Origin of the sequence: Providencia sp., assembly GCF_003533305.1 — a bacterium.
In the GTDB taxonomy this organism is placed as follows: Bacteria; Pseudomonadota; Gammaproteobacteria; order Enterobacterales; family Enterobacteriaceae; genus Providencia.
In genome coordinates, this window is sequence record NZ_DOEH01000012.1 from 62,378 (window position 1) to 84,170 (window position 21,793).

Annotated in this window: 18 protein-coding genes and 1 pseudogene; 6 read left to right on the forward strand and 13 right to left on the reverse strand. The window is 38.8% G+C overall.

The features are described from left to right. Positions 1-354 (reverse strand): winged helix-turn-helix domain-containing protein (locus DD649_RS05925; protein WP_294104626.1); only part of this gene is annotated, 354 nt, incomplete at its 3' end. A gap of 727 nt (positions 355-1,081) precedes the next feature. Between DD649_RS05925 and DD649_RS05930 the strand changes: the two are divergent. Continuing rightward, positions 1,082-1,227 (forward strand): annotated as a pseudogene (locus DD649_RS05930) (IS3 family transposase); the annotation flags it as partial. Between the two features lie 268 nt (positions 1,228-1,495). Here DD649_RS05930 and DD649_RS05935 read toward each other — a convergent pair. After that, positions 1,496-2,017 (reverse strand): single-stranded DNA-binding protein, encoded by a 522-nt coding sequence (locus DD649_RS05935; protein ID WP_294104628.1) that lies wholly within the window; start codon positions 2,015-2,017, stop codon positions 1,496-1,498. Positions 2,018-2,534: 517 nt separating this feature from the next. On the opposite strand from DD649_RS05935, the gene uvrA reads away from it, so the two are divergent. After that, complete coding sequence (uvrA, locus tag DD649_RS05940) at positions 2,535-5,369, forward strand: excinuclease ABC subunit UvrA (protein WP_336429517.1); 2,835 nt, start codon at positions 2,535-2,537, stop codon at positions 5,367-5,369. 121 nt (positions 5,370-5,490) lie between these two features. On the opposite strand, the gene DD649_RS05945 is transcribed toward uvrA, so the two are convergent. The 3 genes from DD649_RS05945 to dnaB form a co-directional block, all read right to left on the reverse strand. Continuing rightward, positions 5,491-6,687: an amino acid aminotransferase gene (locus DD649_RS05945; protein ID WP_294104630.1), complete on the reverse strand. Its 1,197-nt coding sequence runs from the start codon at positions 6,685-6,687 to the stop codon at positions 5,491-5,493. Between the two features lie 62 nt (positions 6,688-6,749). Further along, positions 6,750-7,832, reverse strand: coding sequence for an alanine racemase (alr, locus tag DD649_RS05950; protein ID WP_294104633.1), 1,083 nt, complete (start codon positions 7,830-7,832; stop codon positions 6,750-6,752). A gap of 278 nt (positions 7,833-8,110) precedes the next feature. Then, entirely contained in the window at positions 8,111-9,523 is a 1,413-nt protein-coding gene (gene dnaB, locus DD649_RS05955) for a replicative DNA helicase (protein ID WP_294104635.1), read from the reverse strand. A gap of 213 nt (positions 9,524-9,736) precedes the next feature. Between dnaB and DD649_RS05960 the strand changes: the two genes are divergently transcribed. After that, entirely contained in the window at positions 9,737-10,720 is a 984-nt protein-coding gene (locus tag DD649_RS05960; RefSeq protein WP_294104637.1) for a quinone oxidoreductase, read from the forward strand. Positions 10,721-10,777: 57 nt separating this feature from the next. Here DD649_RS05960 and dusA read toward each other — a convergent pair whose 3' ends face one another. From dusA to DD649_RS06000, 8 genes are all read right to left on the reverse strand, one after another. Further along, on the reverse strand, positions 10,778-11,824 hold the full coding sequence (gene dusA / locus DD649_RS05965) for a tRNA dihydrouridine(20/20a) synthase DusA (RefSeq protein WP_294104639.1): 1,047 nt from the start codon (positions 11,822-11,824) through the stop codon (positions 10,778-10,780). 399 nt (positions 11,825-12,223) lie between these two features. Beyond that, positions 12,224-12,433: a DUF1471 domain-containing protein gene (locus tag DD649_RS05970; protein ID WP_294104641.1), complete on the reverse strand. Its 210-nt coding sequence runs from the start codon at positions 12,431-12,433 to the stop codon at positions 12,224-12,226. 280 nt (positions 12,434-12,713) lie between these two features. Continuing rightward, on the reverse strand, positions 12,714-12,896 hold the full coding sequence (locus DD649_RS05975; RefSeq protein ID WP_294104643.1) for a hypothetical protein: 183 nt from the start codon (positions 12,894-12,896) through the stop codon (positions 12,714-12,716). Positions 12,897-13,412: 516 nt separating this feature from the next. Further along, positions 13,413-13,742, reverse strand: coding sequence for a HigA family addiction module antitoxin (locus DD649_RS05980; RefSeq protein WP_294104645.1), 330 nt, complete (start codon positions 13,740-13,742; stop codon positions 13,413-13,415). Between the two features lie 77 nt (positions 13,743-13,819). Further along, positions 13,820-14,125: a type II toxin-antitoxin system RelE/ParE family toxin gene (locus DD649_RS05985; RefSeq protein WP_294104647.1), complete on the reverse strand. Its 306-nt coding sequence runs from the start codon at positions 14,123-14,125 to the stop codon at positions 13,820-13,822. 149 nt (positions 14,126-14,274) lie between these two features. Next, positions 14,275-15,210 (reverse strand): nucleoside hydrolase, encoded by a 936-nt coding sequence (locus tag DD649_RS05990; protein WP_336429525.1) that lies wholly within the window; start codon positions 15,208-15,210, stop codon positions 14,275-14,277. A gap of 163 nt (positions 15,211-15,373) precedes the next feature. After that, positions 15,374-17,533 carry an ornithine decarboxylase gene (locus DD649_RS05995; protein ID WP_294104651.1) on the reverse strand — a complete coding sequence of 720 codons (2,160 nt, stop codon included), beginning with the start codon at positions 17,531-17,533 and terminating at the stop codon, positions 15,374-15,376. 272 nt (positions 17,534-17,805) lie between these two features. After that, the gene (locus DD649_RS06000; RefSeq protein ID WP_294104653.1) at positions 17,806-18,819 is read right to left on the reverse strand and encodes a mechanosensitive ion channel family protein; all 1,014 of its coding nucleotides are present in this window, start codon (positions 18,817-18,819) and stop codon (positions 17,806-17,808) included. A gap of 260 nt (positions 18,820-19,079) precedes the next feature. Here DD649_RS06000 and DD649_RS06005 point away from each other — a divergent pair, with 260 nt between their 5' ends. From DD649_RS06005 to DD649_RS06015, 3 genes are read left to right on the forward strand one after another with little or no spacing between them, the layout of a single operon-like run. Next, positions 19,080-19,853 (forward strand): isocitrate lyase/phosphoenolpyruvate mutase family protein, encoded by a 774-nt coding sequence (locus DD649_RS06005; protein WP_336429529.1) that lies wholly within the window; start codon positions 19,080-19,082, stop codon positions 19,851-19,853. Beyond that, positions 19,840-20,907, forward strand: a complete 1,068-nt coding sequence (locus DD649_RS06010; protein ID WP_294104657.1) for a methylated-DNA--[protein]-cysteine S-methyltransferase — start codon at positions 19,840-19,842, stop codon at positions 20,905-20,907. Before DD649_RS06005 ends, DD649_RS06010 begins: the two co-directional genes overlap by 14 nt. Positions 20,908-20,960: 53 nt before the next feature. After that, positions 20,961-21,746 (forward strand): APH(3') family aminoglycoside O-phosphotransferase, encoded by a 786-nt coding sequence (locus DD649_RS06015; protein ID WP_294104658.1) that lies wholly within the window; start codon positions 20,961-20,963, stop codon positions 21,744-21,746. Positions 21,747-21,793 lie beyond the last annotated feature (47 nt).

Genomic DNA, 21,793 nt, shown 5'->3' on the forward strand with positions numbered 1-21,793 from the left:
TTCAATACTTTCAATACTTTCAACTATTTTATCAATAACAATATTTTCATTTAATCTATATCCCTTTCTAGGAATATTAATAATAATATTATTAGGTTGATTTAAACTCTCAAAAGCTTTCCTGAGCAATAAAATATTTTGATAAAAGGCATTGTTTGTTACATACTCTATTTTATCCCCCCAACCAACTTTAAATAATTCTTTTTGGCTAATTAAATCTCCTTCGTTCTCGATGAGAAATTTTAAAATCCGTGAAGAAGGAACTAATAAAACTTGGTCAACGCCTAACTCACGAGAACGTAAAATATTCTTTTCATAAATAAACTCAACATCATTGTTTATGAGATATATCATATATTCCTATTTATATAATACTATAAATATAGTGGCACAATTAACCTACATCACTTGATATGTAAAATTTAAGTTAAAACTAGTGTGATAATTCTAACAAAACAGATAACTCTTGTGAAGGGTTTCCCCTAAAATAACACACTTAATTTACACCAAATAAAAAATAGTCAATAATGACAAAATAAACTGATTAAACACTTAATAGAAAAACTCCAAAAAAATCAATTTATTAATAATATTATATAAATAGATACATCTTATTACAGCCACCCTTGCCTTGGTTCTATCCCTAAAACCGAACAATTTATTATCTATAAGTAATGACCCTCCTAGTAAAATTAAAGCCCCAATATGTAAACGAATATAGTATTAAAAAGACACAAAATCAAAATAAAGGGAGGCAGATTGAACATAACGTTCACAACAAAAACGACACAGCAACACACGATTTAAAAATCCACCAATCATAGTAATTAGCGAGATCAGTCATTTTTCTATCTTTTTTTGGTTAAAGGCTGCTCATCTAATATAGCGGAAGTGCAAATTAAGGCCACATTGCAATACTGACAATGTGTATGTCCGCATTTCAGCTGAACAATATCGTATTTCAATGAGTAAGTTTCATTTCCCGACATTGATTTTTTTCTCATCGATTCGTTGAGTCACATCGCCCTCATGTTCATACAAACCCAGCGTCAATAGACGATAATACTACTCAATAGCCCAAAATAGTCCAATGGAGCACTTCTCCAGGAGTCTGAAGAACGAGTGGTGGTTAGTGATGCTGCCCATGCAATAGCGGACTATACCATCGGCTATTACAACATATACAAACCGTATGAATATAACGGGAGGTTATCACCAAACGAATAGGAAAAGCGATACCGGAGAAACTCTAAAACGGTGGCCAGTTTTATTAGACCATTACCCCCCCTTATTTACAAAATAAGAATAGCTACGAAACTTTATCTTTACAAGATGATTATTTATACGATTCCAGATAACAACAAAGCTGATAAAAACAAAAACCCTTTAAATGTTTACACACTCAAAGGGCTTTGCATTCTATTTATTTACTTAAAAAACAACTAATTAAATAAAAAAATTCAAAAATTTCTTAACAAGAATTTGTTTATATCATTTAGAATGGGATATCGTCATCAAAGTCGATTGGTGGCTCATTAGTTTGTGGTGCTGGCGCAGATGAACGTGCTGGTGCACCACCGCCGCTAAATTGTTGAGCTGGAGCTTGAGGTTGCTGAGGTTGACCCCAACCACCTTGGCCACCTTGGCTTTGTGATGGCATGTCGCCGCCACGTCCACCAAGCATTTGCATTGAACCGCCAACATTAACAACAACTTCTGTGGTATAGCGATCTTGACCGCTCTGGTCTTGCCATTTACGCGTCTGCAAAGCACCTTCGATATAAACTTGTGAACCTTTTTTCAGATATTCGCCAGCGATTTCAGCAAGTTTTCCGAAGATAGCAACACGGTGCCATTCTGTTTTTTCACGAGTTTCACCGGTTTGCTTATCGCGCCAGCTTTCAGAAGTTGCCAGAGTCAGGTTAGCCACGGCTCCGCCGTTAGGCATATAACGGATTTCTGGATCTTGTCCTAGGTTCCCGATTAGAATTACTTTATTTACGCCTCTGCTGGCCATTTAACACTCCTGATGCATTCAATTTAATCTTTGGATTAGCGGTGAAGTTTACCACGACCTGTCTGTATTGCACCACGAAATTGACAACAAGAAATTTAACTTGCGAAGCGCTTTCCAAATCGCAGCAAGATTTGTCGTGCTAATTTCAGTATAGGCACTAAATAATTAGAACGGTAGACAACAACGCTGTGGCTTGAAATATAACCTAACATTCATGACATATACTCTAAATAGTTCAAGTTGCAGCCAACAACGCTGCGGCTTGAAATATGACCTAACCTTCATGACATATACTCTAAATAGTTCAAGTTGCAGCTAGGCGGCAATTGAGTTAATCCTTGGGAGCATACACAAGTATGTGACCGAGGTTAGCGAATGCAGCCAACAACGCTGCGGCTTGAAATATGACGAGTATAAATATGACGAGTATAGAAACACTGTATATCCAATCAGGAAAAACTATGAGATAATATCTGACTGAAGATTGTTCACTATCAAATCATCCGGGAAGTGGTAAATGGATAATATAGAAGTACGCGGTGCCCGCACTCATAATCTGAAAAATATCAATCTCACCATCCCTCGTGACAAACTGATTGTTATTACAGGTTTATCTGGCTCAGGAAAATCATCACTCGCATTTGATACCCTGTACGCAGAGGGGCAGCGTCGCTATGTTGAGTCTCTATCTGCCTATGCGCGGCAATTTCTATCTTTAATGGAAAAGCCTGATGTTGACCATATAGAAGGTCTGTCACCTGCGATTTCGATTGAACAAAAATCAACCTCTCATAATCCACGCTCAACGGTGGGGACGATTACTGAAATTCATGACTATTTGCGTTTATTGTTTGCCCGTGTTGGTGAACCACGCTGTCCTGATCATGATATTCCGCTTGCTGCACAAACGGTCAGCCAAATGGTTGATAACGTTTTAGCGTTGACAAGTGATCGTCGTATGATGCTACTTGCGCCTGTGGTTAAAGAACGTAAAGGTGAGCATGTTAAGTTACTCGATAACTTGGCAACCCAAGGCTATATCCGCGCTAGAATCGATGGTGAAGTTTGCGATCTTTCCGATCCTCCTAAACTTGAATTACAAAAAAAACATACCATTGAAGTTGTGGTCGATCGTTTCAAAATTCGTGATGATATTGCCCAACGTTTAGCCGAATCATTCGAAACTGCCTTAGAACTCTCGGGCGGTACTGCCATTGTTGCGGATATGGACGATCCCAGCGCTGAAGAGTTAATTTTTTCAGCTAACTTTGCTTGTTCCATTTGTGGTTATAGCATGATGGAACTTGAACCACGTTTGTTTTCATTTAACAATCCGGCAGGGGCTTGCCCAAGTTGTGATGGTTTAGGTGTGCAACAATTTTTTGATCCTGAAAGAGTCATCCAAAATAGCGAAATTTCACTTGCAGGTGGCGCTATTCGTGGTTGGGATCGTCGTAATTTCTATTACTTCCAAATGCTTATGTCATTAGCGGAACATTATAAATTCAATGTTGAAACACCTTATGACGAGCTGTCCCCTGAGATTCAAAAAATTATTCTTTCCGGTTCAGGCAAAGAGACCATCGAATTCAAATATCGTAATGATAGAGGTGATATTACCGTTCGCCATCATCCATTCGAAGGGGTGCTCAACAATATGGAGCGCCGTTATAAAGAGACTGAATCAACAGCAGTTCGCGAAGAATTAGCAAAATATATCAGTAATCGCCCTTGTATCTCCTGTAATGGAGCACGTTTACGTAAAGAAGCACGTTTTGTTTTTGTTGAAAATACCACCTTACCTGAAATTGCTGATTACAGTATTGGTCATGCAATGACGTTTTTCCAAAACTTGAAACTCAGTGGGCAACGGGCACAAATTGCTGAAAAAATCTTAAAAGAAATTGGCGACCGCTTGAAGTTTTTAGTCAATGTTGGACTAAATTATCTCTCTCTTTCCCGTTCAGCGGATACCTTATCAGGTGGTGAAGCTCAACGTATCCGTCTTGCAAGCCAAATCGGTGCGGGTCTTGTGGGCGTCATGTATGTCCTTGATGAACCTTCAATCGGCTTGCATCAACGTGATAACGATCGTTTACTTGAAACGCTGATTCACCTACGTAATTTGGGTAATACTGTCATTGTTGTTGAACATGATGAAGATGCGATTCGTGCAGCCGATCATGTCATTGATATCGGACCGGGTGCCGGTGTTCACGGTGGGCAAATTGTTGCTCAAGGTAAATTAGACGATATTCTTTCTAACCCTGACTCATTAACCGGTAAGTTTTTAAGCGGCGAACGTAGAATAGAAATTCCTGAAAAACGCGTGCCTATCAATAAAGATAAAACGCTCACGGTGTTTGGGGCAAAAGGTAATAACCTTAAAAATGTCACATTGAAAATACCTGTCGGTCTATTTACTTGCGTAACGGGCGTTTCTGGATCAGGTAAATCGACACTGATCAATGATACTTTGTTCCCTATTGCACAGCGCCAACTGAACGGTGCAACCGTCATTACACCTGCGCCTTACTTAGATGTTGAAGGATTAGAGCACTTCGATAAAGTGATTGATATCGACCAAAGTCCTATCGGTCGTACGCCTCGCTCAAATCCAGCTACTTATACGGGTATTTTTACCCCCATCCGTGAGCTATTTTCAGGCGTTCCTGAATCACGTACACGTGGTTATAATCCAGGACGCTTCAGCTTTAACGTCAAGGGTGGCCGTTGTGAAGCCTGTCAGGGTGATGGTGTAATTAAAGTTGAAATGCACTTTTTACCTGATGTTTATGTACCTTGCGACCAATGTAAAGGTAAACGCTATAATCGCGAAACCCTAGAAATTAAATATAAAGGTAAGAGTATTCATGAAGTGTTAGATATGACTATCGAAGAGTCTCGTGAATTCTTTGATGCCGTACCAGCACTTGCTCGTAGGCTGCAAACCTTAATGGATGTCGGGCTATCTTATATTCGTCTTGGTCAATCTGCTACCACATTGTCAGGCGGTGAAGCGCAGCGAGTTAAGTTATCTCGAGAGCTTTCTAAGCGCGGGACAGGACAAACCATTTATATCCTTGATGAACCAACAACGGGTCTGCATTTTGCGGATATTCAACAGCTTTTAGTTGTTTTACATCAACTACGTGATCAAGGTAATACAATTGTGGTTATTGAACATAACCTTGATGTCATTAAAACCGCTGACTGGATTGTCGATTTAGGCCCTGAAGGGGGTAGCGGTGGTGGTGAAATTCTAATTGCAGGCACCCCAGAAGAAGTGGCTGAGTGTAAAAAGTCTCATACAGCACCTTTCTTAAAAGCTATCTTGGATCGTGGCTACTGATTTCTCGTATATCGAGAGTTATTTTTGGTTGAGGCCATTTTTGACAATAAAAAACGCAGGAAAATCCTGCGTTTTTTTATAGCTGATAACGTATCAATTTATCACGTCATCAATAAGCTCATTATTGGTTTACCGCTGCAAACGCTTCAACAATACGTGGTACGTTTCGACGGTTAACACCTGCCATACAAACACGGCCTGTACCAACTAAATACACCGCAAATTCATCTTTTAAACGCGCAACTTGTTCTTTAGAAAAGCCCGTATAACTGAACATACCACGTTGTTTTAACAGATGATCAAAATTTTTCTCTGGTAGTGCTTTTTTCAATTCATCAACCAATACGGTACGCATCTCTAAAATACGCAATCGCATTGCTTCAACTTCTTCCAACCATTTCGCTTTTTCCGCACTATCAGTTAAAACCGCAGCAACAATTTTTGCACCATTTGATGGAGGGCTTGAATACAGGCGACGTACACCCGCTTTTAATTGTCCCAGTACACGGTCGCGTTCATCTGTATTTTTACAAATAACAGATAAGCCACCGGCACGTTCACCATAGATACCAAAAATTTTAGAGAATGAATTACTCACAAAGACAGGTAATCCTGCTTTTACCATTGTTCTAATGGCATATGCATCTTCATCAATCCCTTGCGCAAAGCCTTGATAAGCAATGTCTAAGAATGGAATAAGTTTGTGTTCAAGTGCAACTTTGGTAACTTCATCCCACTGAGCAGGCGTCAAATCAGAACCTGTAGGATTATGACAACACGGATGCATTAAAATGATGCTATCTGCTGGCAATGTCTTAAAGGTTGCCAACATTTCATCAAATTTTACCCCTTTGGTTTTCTCATCAAAATAAGGGTAATAATGGACTTTCGTCCCTGCACCAGAAAAAATGGAGGCGTGATTTTCCCATGTAGGATCGCTACACCAAACGTCAGAATTAGGGAAGTAGATACTTAAAAAATCAGCACCCAACTTTAATGCACCTGAGCCACCAATAGTTTGAACAGTAGCAATGCGTTCCTGTGCAAGTAACGGGCAATCTTCACCAAATACTAATTTTTGTAACTCAGTACGATAATCTTTAAAACCTTCCATCGGTAAATATAATGAAGCGCTCGCGGGCAGTTTTTGCAGTTTCGCTTTAGCTGTACCGACTGTACCAAGCTCAGGCGTTTTGCCCTCACCATCATAGTACAAACCGATACTTAAATTGATTTTGTTATCGCGAGTATCTTTATTAAATTCATCCATCAGCGATAAAATTGGATCGCCCGGGTATGCATCAACATGTTGGAACACAGGATATCTCCTACTGGATTGTTATCATTTTGCTTTGTATTGTGAAAATAACCCTTTGTCAGCTATTCGTCTACATATTCCATTGCAACTCGTGATGTCAGCTTAGTTAAGAGTTCATAGTTGATGATGCCTGTTTGTGCTGCAATTTCTTCCACAGGTAGTTCACTTCCCCATAAAATAACATTATCGCCCACTTTATCTTCTGCATTAGGACCTAAATCAACGACAGTCATATCCATTGAAATCCGACCAATGATAGGCACTTTTCGACCATTAATTAATACTGGTGTGCCCGACGGCACATTACGCGGATATCCGTCCCCATAACCTATTGCCACCACACCTAAACGAGTATCTCTTTCACTGCACCACGTTTCGCCATAACCAACGCTTTGCCCAGCGAAATGCTCTCTGACCGCTATGAGTGAAGATTTTAATGTCATAACAGGCTGTAAACCAAAATCTTGGGCACTTTTGCCTTCTTGTGGAGATGCACCATACATGATGATACCTGGGCGAACCCAGTCATAATGCGCTTCTGGCCACAATAAAATACCCGCTGACGCGGCAATGGATTTAGCTCCCGCTTTGTTAGCAATAAATTGTTTAAAGCAGGCTATTTGATTCGCTGTAGTCGCTAATTCAGGCGCATCAGCCTGACAAAAATGGCTAACAATATTGATAGGCAATTCAACATTTTCGCAAGACTGTAAACGTTGATAAAATGCTTCGGCATCTTTAGGCAGTACACCTAAGCGGTGCATACCAGTATCGAGCTTCATCCAAACATTAAGCGATTTAGACAATTCAGCGTTTTCCAGCATTTCGAGCTGTTCAGTACAATGGATCACGGTGTCAATATGGTACTTAACCATTAACTGTAAATCAGCAGGCTCAAAAAAACCTTCAAGCAATACAATGGGTTTGGTCACACCATGTTCTCTCAGTAAGATGGCCTCATTAAGGCGAGCAACACCAAAACCATCCACTAACTCTTGAACTGCTATCCCGACTCCAACTAATCCATGACCATAAGCGTTTGCTTTAACAACTGCAATGAGACGGCTATTGGGTGCCAATTCTCTAACACGTTGCAGATTGTGTCGCAGAGCGCGGCGGTTTATTAATGCAGTTGCCGCTTTCATTTTTTCCTCATTCGTTTTTATCTAAACCCACTAAAAATTAAGCTGCACTATGGCAGCTTAGTCTGTTCTCTTATTTGTTATACGCTAAAAAATACCAAATTCCATTCGATATTGTTTCTTTATGAATAAAAAATTATTCCATAAATAATCCAATGACATTCTTAAAATTATTTAGTTTTAGTGCGTTATTTAATTTTAATACTCTAAATAGTTTGAGTTGTTCCTAGAGCCATAGAATGAAGCCAACAACGCTACAACTCAAAATATGACGAGGAAGATTATTCATCATCGTTATACGCAGGCCCTGCATAATTATCAAACCGTGACCACTGCCCATTAAACGTCAGCCTCACACTGCCGATAGGTCCGTTACGCTGCTTACCTAGAATAATTTCTGCGACACCTTTAAGCTCACTATTTTCGTGATATACCTCATCACGATAGATAAACATAATTAAGTCAGCATCTTGCTCGATGGAACCTGATTCACGTAAATCGGAGTTTACTGGTCGTTTATCTGCCCGTTGCTCAAGACTACGATTAAGCTGCGACAGTGCAACCACTGGAACGTTTAGTTCTTTGGCTAATGCTTTCAGAGAACGAGAAATTTCTGCGATTTCTAACGTGCGGTTATCTGATAACGAAGGCACCCGCATCAACTGTAAATAGTCAATCATGATAAGGCTTAGGCCCCCATGCTCACGATAAATACGTCGCGCACGAGAACGGACTTCGGTTGGTGTTAACCCTGAAGAGTCATCGATGTACATATTGCGTTTTTCCATCAATATACCCATTGTGCTCGAAATACGCGCCCAATCTTCATCATCCAATTGACCTGTACGGATACGTGTTTGGTCTACTCGAGATAGTGACGCTAACATACGCATCATGATTTGGTTACCGGGCATCTCCAAGCTGAAAATAAGAACTGGTTTTTCTTCAGTCATTGCCGCATTTTCACACAAGTTCATAGCAAATGTGGTTTTACCCATTGATGGGCGAGCCGCAACAATTATTAAATCAGAGCCTTGTAAGCCTGCTGTTTTCTTATCAAGATCTTGATAACCAGTAGAAACCCCTGTCACACCATCATGAGGCTGCTGGTAAAGCTGCTCAATTTTTTCTACTGTTTCAGACAAAATAGCTTCAATACCTTTTGGCCCTTCATCTTTATTCGCTCTTGATTCGGCAATTTGGAAAACTTTACTTTCCGCTAAATCAAGTAAATCTTCACTACTACGCCCTTGGGGATCATAGCCTGCATCCGCAATTTCATTTGCGACCGAAATCATGTCACGAACAATGGCACGTTCACGGACGATATCTGCATAAGCGTTTATATTCGCCGCACTTGGTGTATTTTTTGACAATTCGGCTAAATAAGCGAATCCGCCTACACTATCTAATTCACCCTGTTGTTCCAGTGATTCCGAAAGGGTAATTAAGTCAATAGGTTTGCTTTGTTCGAGCAAAAATTGCATCTGCGAAAAAATAGTACGATGTGGTCGACTAAAAAAGTCTGCCTGAGCAACACGCTCAGAAACCGTATCCCAACGCTCATTATCAAGCATCAGTCCCCCTAAAACAGACTGCTCCGCTTCGAGAGAATGCGGTGGAAGTTTCAGTCCTTCCATTTGGTGATCTCGCGGCGCGCTTGCCTTGTAATCTGAATAGGGTTTTTTAGCCATTCTTCGTTATCCACGTCTATAATTAACCGACCGTTAGTATACGCCAATCTTGCGCTTGTTGCGGCTTTCTTTCTTCGTCCCTTAAAGGAAACTAAAGAGTACAATATGCTAACTCATAATTATTGTTATTGTGTATAGCGTTAAACTCATACGATTGATATTGTTAATGCATACACATGAAAATAAATGCACTTATACCCGTTGGAGATTGTCATGGCAAAACGTATTGAATTCGCACAAGCAGGCGGTCCTGAAGTTCTGAACTTTGTAGATTATTCCCCGAACGAGCCTACAGATAACGAAATACAAATAGAAAATCACGCTATCGGCATCAATTTTATCGATACTTATGTCCGCAGTGGGTTATATCCTGTTGCCAATTTACCCGCAGGCCTTGGCACAGAAGCCGCCGGTATTGTCGTAAAAACAGGCTCCCAAGTAACAGGCTTCAGACCTGGAGACCGCGTTGTTTATGCACAAGGCCCTTTAGGCGCTTACAGTGAAATTCACAATGTACCTGAAAGTGCAGTCGCCCATTTACCTAATGATATTTCATTTAAACAAGCTGCTGCCTGCTCGTTGAAAGGAATGACTGTTTACTATTTGCTCAACCAGACCTATCAAGTTAAGCGTGATGAGATATTTTTATTCCATGCCGCCGCTGGCGGTGTTGGTCTCATCGCTTGTCAGTGGGCAAAAGCACTCGGTGCCAAGATGATAGGAACAGTGGGTTCAGATGAAAAAGCATTACGAGCCAAAGATGCTGGCGCTTGGCAAGTGATTAACTACCAAACAGAAGATATCGCTGCTCGCGTTAAAGAAATAACAGATGGTGAAAAAGTCAATGTCGTTTATGACTCTGTAGGTCAAGCTACATGGCTAGCATCACTTGACTCATTGAAGCGCAAAGGTTTAATGGTCAGCTTTGGTAATGCATCAGGTCCCGTTACTGGGGTGAATTTAGGCATTTTAAATCAAAAGGGTTCTTTGTACGTCACAAGGCCTTCACTTAGCGGCTATGTGACAAATAGAGCAGAATTAGATCAAGCCAGCAAAGCATTGTTTGACATGATATTAAGTGGGAAACTCAATGTTGATGTTCCTGAATCGCAAATATTTGCACTAAAAGATGCACAGCAAGCTCACCGCATCATCGAGCAAAGACATACTCAAGGATCAAGTTTGTTAATTCCTTAAGTGATTAAAAGGGCGTCAATATTAAAGTTAAATGCATTGACGCCTTTTTGAATTTACTTATTCACCTTGAGTCACTAGGGCAAGTGCCTGCTCAACAACCGCCAAGTCAGCACCTTTTTTATGAGCATTCTCACTCAAGTATCGACGCCACTGACGTGCTCCGGGTATGCCTTGGAAAATACCTAACATGTGACGTGTCATGTGCCCCAAATAAGCCCCTTTTGAGAGTTCATTTTCAATATATGGGTACATCTGCCTAACGGCTTCAATACCATTAACGACAGGGTATTTATCATCAAACAATTGGTTATCCACAGCAGTAAGAATCGATGGATTTTGATAAGCTTCTCGTCCAACCATCACACCATCCAGGTGCTTTAGGTGTTCTTTAGCTTCTTCTAGTGTTTTCACTCCACCATTAATTGCCATTGTTAAGTGCGAAAAATCACGTTTTAGCTGATAAACGCGAGGATAATCAAGGGGTGGAATTTCTCTATTTTCTTTCGGACTCAGACCCGATAACCACGCTTTACGTGCGTGGATAATAAACATCTCACAACCACCCTTAGTTGAAACCGTATCGATAAAATCACACAAAAATTCATAACTATCTTGTTCATCAATACCAATGCGCGTTTTTACTGTAACGGGAATTGAAACAACGTCTTGCATTGCTTTTATACAATCAGCAACTAACTGTGCATCCCCCATCAAACAAGCACCAAAACGGCCATTTTGTACTCTATCTGACGGACAGCCTACGTTTAAATTAATTTCATCATAACCACGTTCTTGTGCCAACTTGGCACACTGTGCTAAAGCCGCAGGGTCACTTCCCCCAAGTTGCAGTGCAACAGGATGTTCTTCCTCACTAAAAGCAAGATAGTCACCTTTTCCATAAATGATTGCACCAGTGGTTACCATTTCAGTATAGAGCAAAGTGTTTTTACTCAATAAACGATGGAAGTAACGACAATGGCGGTCAGTCCAGTCGAGCATCGGCGCAACGGAGAATCGATTGAGATTTTGATAGCCACGACTCTTTGTTAATGGCGTGGTTTGAGCTGTAACTTGGCTGTGTTCTATAGTTTGATTTTGTGGCATGTTTATTTTTCAGGTCTATGTCGATTTTACGGCTACGAGACTAGCCCGAGCAGATAAAAGAATACAAATAATAAAGTATTGTAGCATAGAGATACCACAGTGCTATTGGTTGTCAGAATTGATGAGCCATAAATTCATTAACACCCGAATTGATACCGTTTAAATAAAAATATTTTCTTTTAAAAACAAATAGTCCCCAATATTGGCCATCCAATAATTGAGGACTATCACATGATAACAAATTGAAACTGGCAAAATATCAAAGCAAGTTATGAGCCAAACATTACTGTTATTAAATTAGGTTTAATGACATAACAATGATATTTAACTATTACACTTAAAATTACTCAATAAGTTTTTTATCGAAATAATTTCAATGATATTCCTGAGTAAATATAGTTATTTAGTTTCTGCGCTCATTGTGACAATATTACCAACTCGAGCACTAGTAATAGTATAACTTTCTGCACCAATCGCTTTCGCTTTTGCTGCGATAACCGCTTCAGTAGAATCAAGTGTATCGCCTGTTGCAGTTAATGTAGCCGCAGATGCACCAAATGCCATCATGGATAATATAGAAGCTGCCATCAAAGTTTTAATCATGTTCATTCTCTTATTCCTTCATTGTATATTTAGGGAGGTAACCCTTGTTACCTTCGATGAAACTATCATACCCTCAAATACAGTTTAGGTTAAAGCTAATAAAATGACTGTTCATATTCAAATAAATTGAACAACATTAGAGTTAATAGAATAGAAAAAAATTGATCATTTAACTGAGCAATAATTAATTCATTAAAACAGTAAATGAGTTTAATAAGCGTAAACCTACCAACTAGATAGGCTGATACATTGCCGTATTTGATCAACTAGGTGAAGATGAAGGGAGTTAATAGGGCTTACGCAGTTGCTGTTCTCTATTAATATTTTGATTTTCTTTAATGCTATTTAGCACACTATCTGTATAGGGATCTATTTTTACATCTTTTTCATTCGGCGTATTTGCTTGATTATTTGATGTTGTACAACCCGATAAAAATAGAAATAAAAACGTTAACATTGCCTTGTTCATCATCAACTCCTCTTGTTCGTGTCATTATATTAACCAAATTATCTTATCATCATAATTTTAGAGGATATTTTTCAAATCATTTAGATTTTTTTTACTTTTTCTAGGTTGTATTCCAATGCATGCATTAATTGACATTGTAGCTAAAAAATCATAATAACTTGAAATTAAAGACTTTTTATTCCACCCAGCCAATAAACCCAATATAAGATAATGACAATAAAAATATCACCATGAGGCGCTGTAATACTTTAAGCATTGCGATAAATCGTTTTACTTGTTTCATAAAATTTAAACCCGCCTATAAGAACTTCAATTATTTAATAATTATCTTATTTTTCGCTATCAGAGTATCAATAGAATGGCATTTCTCAAAAATATATTTATTTATTTTGCATATTTCGTTATGTATTCATCATTTAGGCAAAACAGATAACAAAATCAAAAAAACACATTATGGCAAAAGCCACTAACTCATACTGTGGCTTCCTTTTATGACAATAATAACAGCATCACCTTTTATGCAACTTTTTTAGATTTTGCTTTTAAAAAATCCTCGTAATACATAATTTTGTTAATTTCTTCTTGCAACCTAGGGTCATTGTTAACTTCCCATATATCAATAGCTTGCTGTAGGTTTATCCAAAACTGTAAGCTTGTATCAAAAGCTTTCGCCAACTTAAAAGCCATATCGATAGATAGCTTTCTATTGTTATTAACCAAAGAGCTTATTGTATTTCGATGAACACCTAACAATTCAGATAACTCATTGATCTTCATGCCAGTAGGTATGAGATATTCATAAAGTAATATATCTCCTACACTTGCTGGTTTTCTTGTTGCCTGCATGGTTAACCCCTTGTTTATGGCTTTAATATTTAATAATCAACGTTTCTTGTTATTGTTTTACAACATTTTCTTTTAATTTATACATCTTTATGAGGGTCTAAATATAACGCAGTAACAGCATCATCCCATTTAAATATTAATCTATACTGCCCATTCACGCGGATGGAATAATAACTATCTAAAGGTGGTTTTAGCTGTTTAAATCTGTTTCCGGGTGGGCTTTTAAAATCGCGTAATGTTGTCGCCGCATTTAACATATCTAACTTACGTGCTAGGACAGAATTCATTGTGGTTGGTATCAATTTATTTAATTTACCGTAAACATAGAACAATCTCAGATACTCATCCCTAAAATATAAACGACAATCACCCTTTCCATTCACACAAGCCTCCCTGATGAACAATCCATGTTGATAGAGTTTACGAGAGACAATAGCATTGAAATAAAAAACGCACAACAGCACTGTGCAATTATGCATTTTTCAGAATGAAAATTTACGTTCTCTTTTTAGGTTTTCACAATTTTACTGTATCAACCAATATTTTTTAGTGCATTAATAATCAACGACCAAAATTTATCGTGATCCAATTTTACTGCGACCTGTGTATGGCAATCTATTGGGGCAGGATGACGAAAATCGGCGACCGTCATCCCTAGAGTCAACGAGCCAGTTAGTTCAATATCAATAGGCACCTTTTGTGTTGTCATCACAGATGGGTCAATCACATAAGCAACCGCGCAAGGGTCATGTACTGGCGGCGCATCAAATCCTTGAGCCTGTTTGTACATTTTTCCAAAAAAGTCTAATAACTCAACCACGAACTGTGAGCAATTTGTATTAAGACTGGCAATTTTAGCCACAACATCAGGTGTTGCTAAAGCTTGGTGAGTAAGATCTAAACCCACCATAGTTAGTGGCCATTTTTCATTAAAAACAATATGTGCAGCTTCTGGATCTATCTTGATATTAAATTCAGCGACAGGGCTCCAATTACCGACATGGTAGCCACCGCCCATCAATACCACTTCTTTTACTCGCTCAACAATACGAGGTTCAAGTCTGGCAGCAAGAGCAATATTTGTCAGCGCCCCTGTTGGCACTAATGTGATGGTTTTCGGTGGGTGAGACATAATGGTGTCAATAATCAAGGTAACCGCATGTCGCTTATCAAGCGTTAACGTCGGGGTTGGCAATGTAGGCCCATCAAGCCCTGAGTCTCCATGAATATCTGGAGCAACCTCCACTTCTCGAACTAAAGGACGAACAGCACCTGCTGCAAAAGGAATACCGCGAATATTTGCCATTTCAGCAATAGCCAGCGCGTTATGTGTAACTTTTTCAAGTGTTTGGTTACCCACAACGGTGGTGACTGCGAGTAAATCAATGTCAGGATTACCGTAAGCTAATAATAAAGCGATTGCATCATCATGACCGGGATCGCAATCAAGAATTATCTTTTTTGTCATAACCTTACCCTTAACATAAAAATGGAGTCAGCTATTGTTAGGGACTGTTGATCTTTACTGCTTATTTTTACAACAACCATCAAAGATCAACAACTCCTAGTCTGACTCCAATTTAACTATCTGATAAGGTAAAATCTATGCGTTATGTCTGAATGCAAAAAATTTATTTTAAAACATGTGCATACACACGCTTAGGAGCATCTTCATCTTTCGAAATATAGACACCTTGTAACTCAGGTGCAAAGCCCGGTAACGCATTAATACCCGCTTCTAATGCCTTAAAGTAGCGCAATACAGGCCCTGACCATACTTCTCCTGGCACCACACATAAAACACCCGGTGGATATGGCAAAGCACCTTCTACCGCAATCCGGCCCTCTAACTCATCAAGAGGTAATAACTCACAATTACCGCGAATAAACTCTAAATGCGCCTGTTGTGGGTTCATTTTCACAACAGGGAAATGTTTTTTACGAAACATCTCTTTTTGTAATTGCTTAATATTGTCGTTCACACTTAACTGATGCATTTCTTGGCACAAGCGGCGTAATGTATAGCCTTGGTAATGTTCCTGATAACGTACATAAACAGAAGGTAATACTTCTTCTAATAATGCATCTTCATCCAGTAACTGTTCAAATCGTACTAAATGAGAAACTAGCAACTCCAATTTTTCTCTCGTTTCTGCCGGTGTGAGCAAAAATAAAATGGAATTCAGATCGCATTTTTCAGGAATAACGCCGTGTTCACGTAAAAAGTGCGCCAAAATCGTCGCAGGAACACCAAAAGATTCATATTCACCACTTTCAACATCAATACCCGGTGTCGTCAGCATCAATTTACACGGATCAACAAAATATTGATCTTGTGCATAGCCATCAAAAGCATGCCAACGTTCATGAGGAATAAAATTAAAAAAACGCTGCTGCGATGCAATTTGCTCGGTTGAATATTCATGCCACGGTAAACCGTCAACGAATTCAGGCACAAAAGGCCTGAAATAACGACAATGCTTAATAATTGATTTTCTAACTTCTATGCCTTGCATCACACAATCCATCCACATCATTTCCCCCGCTTCCCCTTGATGCATACGGGCATTAACATCTAGCGATGCAAACAATGGGTAAAATGGGCTTGTTGAGGCGTGCATCATAAAAGCATTATTAAGCTTTTTATGGGAAACAAAACGCTCTTGCCCTTTAATATGATTATCTTTTTTATGAATTTGAGATGCTTGTGAGAAACCTGCTAACTGCTTATGTACTGATTGTGTCACCATAATACCCGGATCATTTTCATTCAATTCAAGTAATAATGGCGAACATTGGCGCATCATCGGAATGAATTGTTCATAACCAACCCAAGCAGAATCAAATAAAATGTAGTCACATAAATGACCTATTTTATCAACCACTTGCCTTGCGTTATAGACAGTTCCATCATAGGTACCAAGTTGGATTACAGCCAAACGAAATGGTCTGGCAGCAGTAGATTTTTCAGGCATTACATCAGTTATCAACTGACGTAAATAATTTTCATCGAAGCAATGAGCATCAATACCACCAATAAAACCAAACGGATTACGTGCAGTTTCAAGATAAACGGGGGTCGCACCGGCTTGAATAAGCGCCCCATGATGGTTTGATTTGTGGTTATTTCGATCAAACAATACGAGATCACCCGGCGTCAATAAAGCATTAAGTACCACTTTATTTGATGAGGAGGTTCCATTTAGAACAAAATAAGTTTTGTCTGCATTAAATACACGAGCGGCGAATTTTTGAGCCTCTTTTGCCGCACCTTCATGGATAAGTAAATCTCCCATGGCGACGTCTGCGTTACATAAATCCGTACGAAACAAGTTTTCACCATAAAATTGATAAAACTGTTCTCCCGTCGGGTGACGGCGGAAAAATTGCCCGCCTTGGTGACCTGGGCAAGCAAAAGTCACATTATGTCCCGCAGCATAATCCATCATTCGTGCAAAAAATGGCGGTAATAACTGTTCAAGATACTGATTTGCAGCATCAAGCAACTGTTGGCTATTTTCATCACGAGCAGCAACTGCGGGTAGCAATAATGCTGTCAAATATGGCGGTTTTTTTTCATTATTTGGTAGCTGTTTATCACTAATAATAAACAGCGGAATACTGAGCTTACTTTCAGCAACCCTTTTCCACAGCCCTTGATTAGCATCTTGTTCAGATAGCACTACAGCGGCAATATTGTTGAACTGCGCATCGCGAATGTCTACCCACTGAAATTCATCAGTGAAATAGGTTGCGACCCCCTGGCTACATGCCACATTGATTGTTTTCATAGCAGTCTGGCTCTTGGTTAGCTGAGGAAAAGAGGCGGTCAATATACTTGATAGATAACAAGATTGGAATTAACAGAATGAATGCAAAAATATTCAAGATTGATTAAGCGAATTATTTTTTATAAGCCTCTGGTTAATAGCATAAAAATCCTAAAAGCTATCACTCGTACCATTAGAAATAAATTTCATTAAAAATAATATTATCAGATTAACCGACTAATAAATAATTATTCAACAGTCTATTAGTCGGCTGATTTAAGGTGATTGGGACGTTAGTTGTTTTTTTCTATATACAGAGTCTGTGTTGGATAAGCAAAGTCGGCACCATGGCGTTTAACTATTTCAATAATTTTTAAATAGACCACTTGCTGAGCCGCCAACCATTCTGACCACACGGTGGTTTTTGTAAAACAATACACCATAATATTCAATGATGAATCAGCAAATGCATCGAAATACACTAATAACGTTTGCCCCGTATCAATGTTTTCATCTTGTTGTAGCATGCTACGAATTTCATCTACAATCGCACCCATTTTATCGGCATCTTCGTAACGTAAACCCAGTTCAGTTTTAATACGACGATTAGTCATGCGTCCTGGGTTTTCCACACTAATAGATGAAAATACCGAGTTAGGAATATAAAGTGGGCGGTGGTCAAACGTGACAATTTTTGTGATCCGCCAGCCAATTTCCACAACAGTACCTTCTATATTTCTATCTGGTGAACTCACCCAATCACCAATGTTGAATGGCCTATCAAAGTAGAGCATTAACCCTGAAAAAAAGTTACTCAGGACATCCTTACCGGCCATACCAATAGCAATACCGCCAATTCCCCCAAATGTCATCAACCCTGACAAGCTCATGCCAAAATGCTCACCAAACAATAAAATGATGAGGACAAAAACCGCAGTTTTAAACACACGAGCAACAATACGGGCAGAGGTAGGGTCGCTGCCTTTTTTAATCTGTTTTTTCTCTAACCGATTAGCGAGTTGAAATAGTTTCCGCATTAAAATCAATGCAATTAACGCAGTTGTCAGAAAATTAACTAGTGGTGTAGAAATAAAAGTTAAATCAAAATCACTAGAAGCCATATCCAAATATTGAGCAGCAACCACCACAATTGCACATAAAACAGCAGTTTGGATGACATGCACTAAAATACTTTTTCGTTTATGCTTATGTCTTTTACTCATCGCCTCGAAAACAACAAATAATGCGAGACCAACAGCAATAATCGTCATGCCCACTGCATATTTTTCGAGTAGTGTTTCTATCATACTTAATCGCCCTATGACTTCATTCTAATGGTATTATTTTAGTCAACTTACATTTGCTATATGCTGTAATTTATAAATCTTGTCACTAAGATAACAATTATAAATATAATTTTCCCAATAATTATCAATAACGTTTTAGATCATGAATCAATGGGATCACTCAGCAAATTATTTAACTTAAAAATAGTCGTCTAATTTTCGGTTGTCGCTATTTTTTCCCCTGCCTATAGTTATTCCCTAAACTTAAATAGGAAATAATTATGAATTTCAATGAACTTCACCATCAAAAAAAACCATTACTCATCGCAAATGTTTGGGATGCAACTAGTGCGATAATTGCACAACAGTCAGGCTATCAAGCACTAGGGACATCCAGCGCAGCAATTGCGGCTATGTTAGGCTACGATGATGGCGAAATGATGTCTTTCGATGAATTATTATATATCGTCAAACGCATCAAGGCTGTGAGTCATTTACCATTGAGTGTTGATCTAGAAGCTGGGTTTGGTGAAAGCGCTGACAAGATTGTCGAAAACCTTAAGCAGCTTTCATGCCTTGGCGTTGTAGGCGTGAATCTTGAAGATAGTAAAATAGTTAATGCCGTCAGACAGCTAACTGATGCAACTGTATTTGCCAATAAATTAAAACAAGTTCGTCTGAAATTAAATCTTGAAGGTCATCCCTTATTCTTTAACATCCGCACCGATACTTTCCTACTCAATCATGAGCAAGCTTTGCAAGAAACATTATATCGTGGCCAATTATATGCAAAATCAGGGGCTGATAGTCTTTTTGTTCCTTGTATCACACAAAGCAACGATATTAAAACCATCACTAACGAAGTCGCATTGCCACTCAATGTAATGTGCGTGCCTAATTTACCTGATTTTGAACAACTCAAAAGTTTAGGCGTAAGTCGCATTTCAATGGGTAACTTTATTCATGCTACGGTACACTCACAGCTTAAAACATTAATGTTAACCATAATGTCGCAGCAATCTTTTAGCGAGGTTTTCAGTCATGAGAGTCTTTGATAGCGACCAATGTGATATCTGGTATCAAGCATTACTTGAACGTGATTCGAAATATACCGGTGTATTTTATGTCGGCGTTAAAACAACAGGTGTTTTTTGTCTTTCAGTCTGTCGAGCCCGTAAACCGAAACGTGAAAACGTCGAATTTTATCAAAGCATTAAATTTGCCCTTGATGCAGGTTTTCGCCCTTGCAAAATCTGCCACCCTACGGAAAATGCGCATACTGCCCCAGTGTTTATTGAACAAGTTTTAAAGCTAATCAGTGATAACCCCAAAGTTCGTATTAGCGATACTGAGCTTCGTGAACAAAAGATTAGCCCCGAACGTGTACGTCGTTGGTTCTTACAGAACCATGGACTTACCTTTCATACCTTTCAACGAATGTTACGCGTCAATGTGGCTTTTCAAGAACTAAAAGAGGGACACAAAACTACAGATGTCGCTTTTGATAATGGCTACGATTCCTTGAGTGGTTTTGGCTACATCTATAAAAAACTGACTGGTGTCTCCCCTACCAAGCAAAGCCAAGTTATTATGATCCATCGTTTTACAACACCGCTTGGCCCTATGTTTGTTTGTACAACAGAGCGAGGAGTCTGCTTACTCGAATTTACTGATCGCCCAATGCTAGAAACTGAATTTCGTGATTTACAGCGTTCCCTAAAAGCTCGCATTATTTCAGGTAAAAATAAGCATACTCGGCAAGTAGAAAAAGAAATAGGAGAGTATTTCAAGGGGAAAAGGCAATATTTTGATGTAGCAATTGATAGCATTGGTAGTGAGTTTCAACAAACAGTTTGGCAACAACTGCAAAAAATTCCTTATGGTGAAACTACCCATTATGCTTTACTTGCTGAAAATATAAGTAAACCGACAGCGGTACGTGCTGTTGCCGCAGCAAATGGAGCAAATCGAATTTCAATCATAGTTCCTTGTCATCGTGTTATTGGCAAAGATGGGGCAATGACTGGCTATGGCGGTGGTATTGCGCGTAAAAAATGGCTAATCACTCATGAACAAAGCAGCAATAAAGCTAATCTCTTCATAAAATAATGTTAGTCTTTATCTATTGTTATCCACAATAGATACTATTAAGCATTAATAATATGACGCACATTATTTCTGTACCTCCGGCTATTCAAAAAATCATCAATAACCGCCCCTATCAAAAAAGCGTAGTTGGGCTATCAGCATCTGATTTATATCTTTTTTCAGATTGTGTGTTAAAAATTGAAACAATCAATGAAGAATCTCAGCAAGAATATAAGGTAATGAGTTGGCTTCAAGGGAAGCTGCCTGTCCCAAATATTATTGAAACCGCTTATAGTGATACTCATCAATACTTATTGATGAGTCGTTTGAATGGACAAATGGCTGAAGATAAACAATTTCTGCAACAGCCAGATGTATTAATTAAAACACTTGCCCAAGGCTTAAAAAAGTTATGGGTGCTCGATACTCAGGATTGCCCCTTTCTCTGCGATTTAGATTATAAGCTTGAACTGGCACAAAAACGAATTGAACAAGGTTTATGTGACATTGAAGATGCCGAAACTGGCACTTATGGCGAAGAGGGTTTTGCTGATCCAGCGGCGCTATTAATGTGGTTAAAAGATAATCGTCCTAGTGAAACATTAGTCTTTTCTCATGGCGATTATTGCTTCCCTAATATATTTATCGAGAACAATGACATTTCAGGTTTTATCGATTTGGGGAGAGCTGGTTTATCAGATGTCTATCAAGATATTGCACTCTGTTATCGTAGTATCTTACATGACCTTCCATCCAATAAATCCATCAATAATTATACAAATTTATTATTCGATGAACTTAATTTAACCCCTGACTGGGATAAAATTCGTTACTATATTTTACTTGATGAATTATTTTAATTCCGAGCAAACAAGCAGTTTATGACCATCTATTTATAACTACCTGT

Coding starts and splice junctions, on each gene's coding strand:
- DD649_RS05935 (WP_294104628.1), bottom strand. CDS start 2,017: ATGGCCAGCAGAGGCGTAAATAAAGTAATTCTAATCGGGAACCTAGGA.
- uvrA (WP_336429517.1), top strand. CDS start 2,535: ATGGATAATATAGAAGTACGCGGTGCCCGCACTCATAATCTGAAAAAT.
- alr (WP_294104633.1), bottom strand. CDS start 7,832: ATGAAAGCGGCAACTGCATTAATAAACCGCCGCGCTCTGCGACACAAT.
- dnaB (WP_294104635.1), bottom strand. CDS start 9,523: ATGGCTAAAAAACCCTATTCAGATTACAAGGCAAGCGCGCCGCGAGAT.
- DD649_RS05960 (WP_294104637.1), top strand. CDS start 9,737: ATGGCAAAACGTATTGAATTCGCACAAGCAGGCGGTCCTGAAGTTCTG.
- dusA (WP_294104639.1), bottom strand. CDS start 11,824: ATGCCACAAAATCAAACTATAGAACACAGCCAAGTTACAGCTCAAACC.
- DD649_RS05970 (WP_294104641.1), bottom strand. CDS start 12,433: ATGAACATGATTAAAACTTTGATGGCAGCTTCTATATTATCCATGATG.
- DD649_RS05975 (WP_294104643.1), bottom strand. CDS start 12,896: ATGAACAAGGCAATGTTAACGTTTTTATTTCTATTTTTATCGGGTTGT.
- DD649_RS05980 (WP_294104645.1), bottom strand. CDS start 13,742: ATGCAGGCAACAAGAAAACCAGCAAGTGTAGGAGATATATTACTTTAT.
- DD649_RS05990 (WP_336429525.1), bottom strand. CDS start 15,210: ATGACAAAAAAGATAATTCTTGATTGCGATCCCGGTCATGATGATGCA.
- DD649_RS05995 (WP_294104651.1), bottom strand. CDS start 17,533: ATGAAAACAATCAATGTGGCATGTAGCCAGGGGGTCGCAACCTATTTC.
- DD649_RS06000 (WP_294104653.1), bottom strand. CDS start 18,819: ATGATAGAAACACTACTCGAAAAATATGCAGTGGGCATGACGATTATT.
- DD649_RS06005 (WP_336429529.1), top strand. CDS start 19,080: ATGAATTTCAATGAACTTCACCATCAAAAAAAACCATTACTCATCGCA.
- DD649_RS06010 (WP_294104657.1), top strand. CDS start 19,840: ATGAGAGTCTTTGATAGCGACCAATGTGATATCTGGTATCAAGCATTA.
- DD649_RS06015 (WP_294104658.1), top strand. CDS start 20,961: ATGACGCACATTATTTCTGTACCTCCGGCTATTCAAAAAATCATCAAT.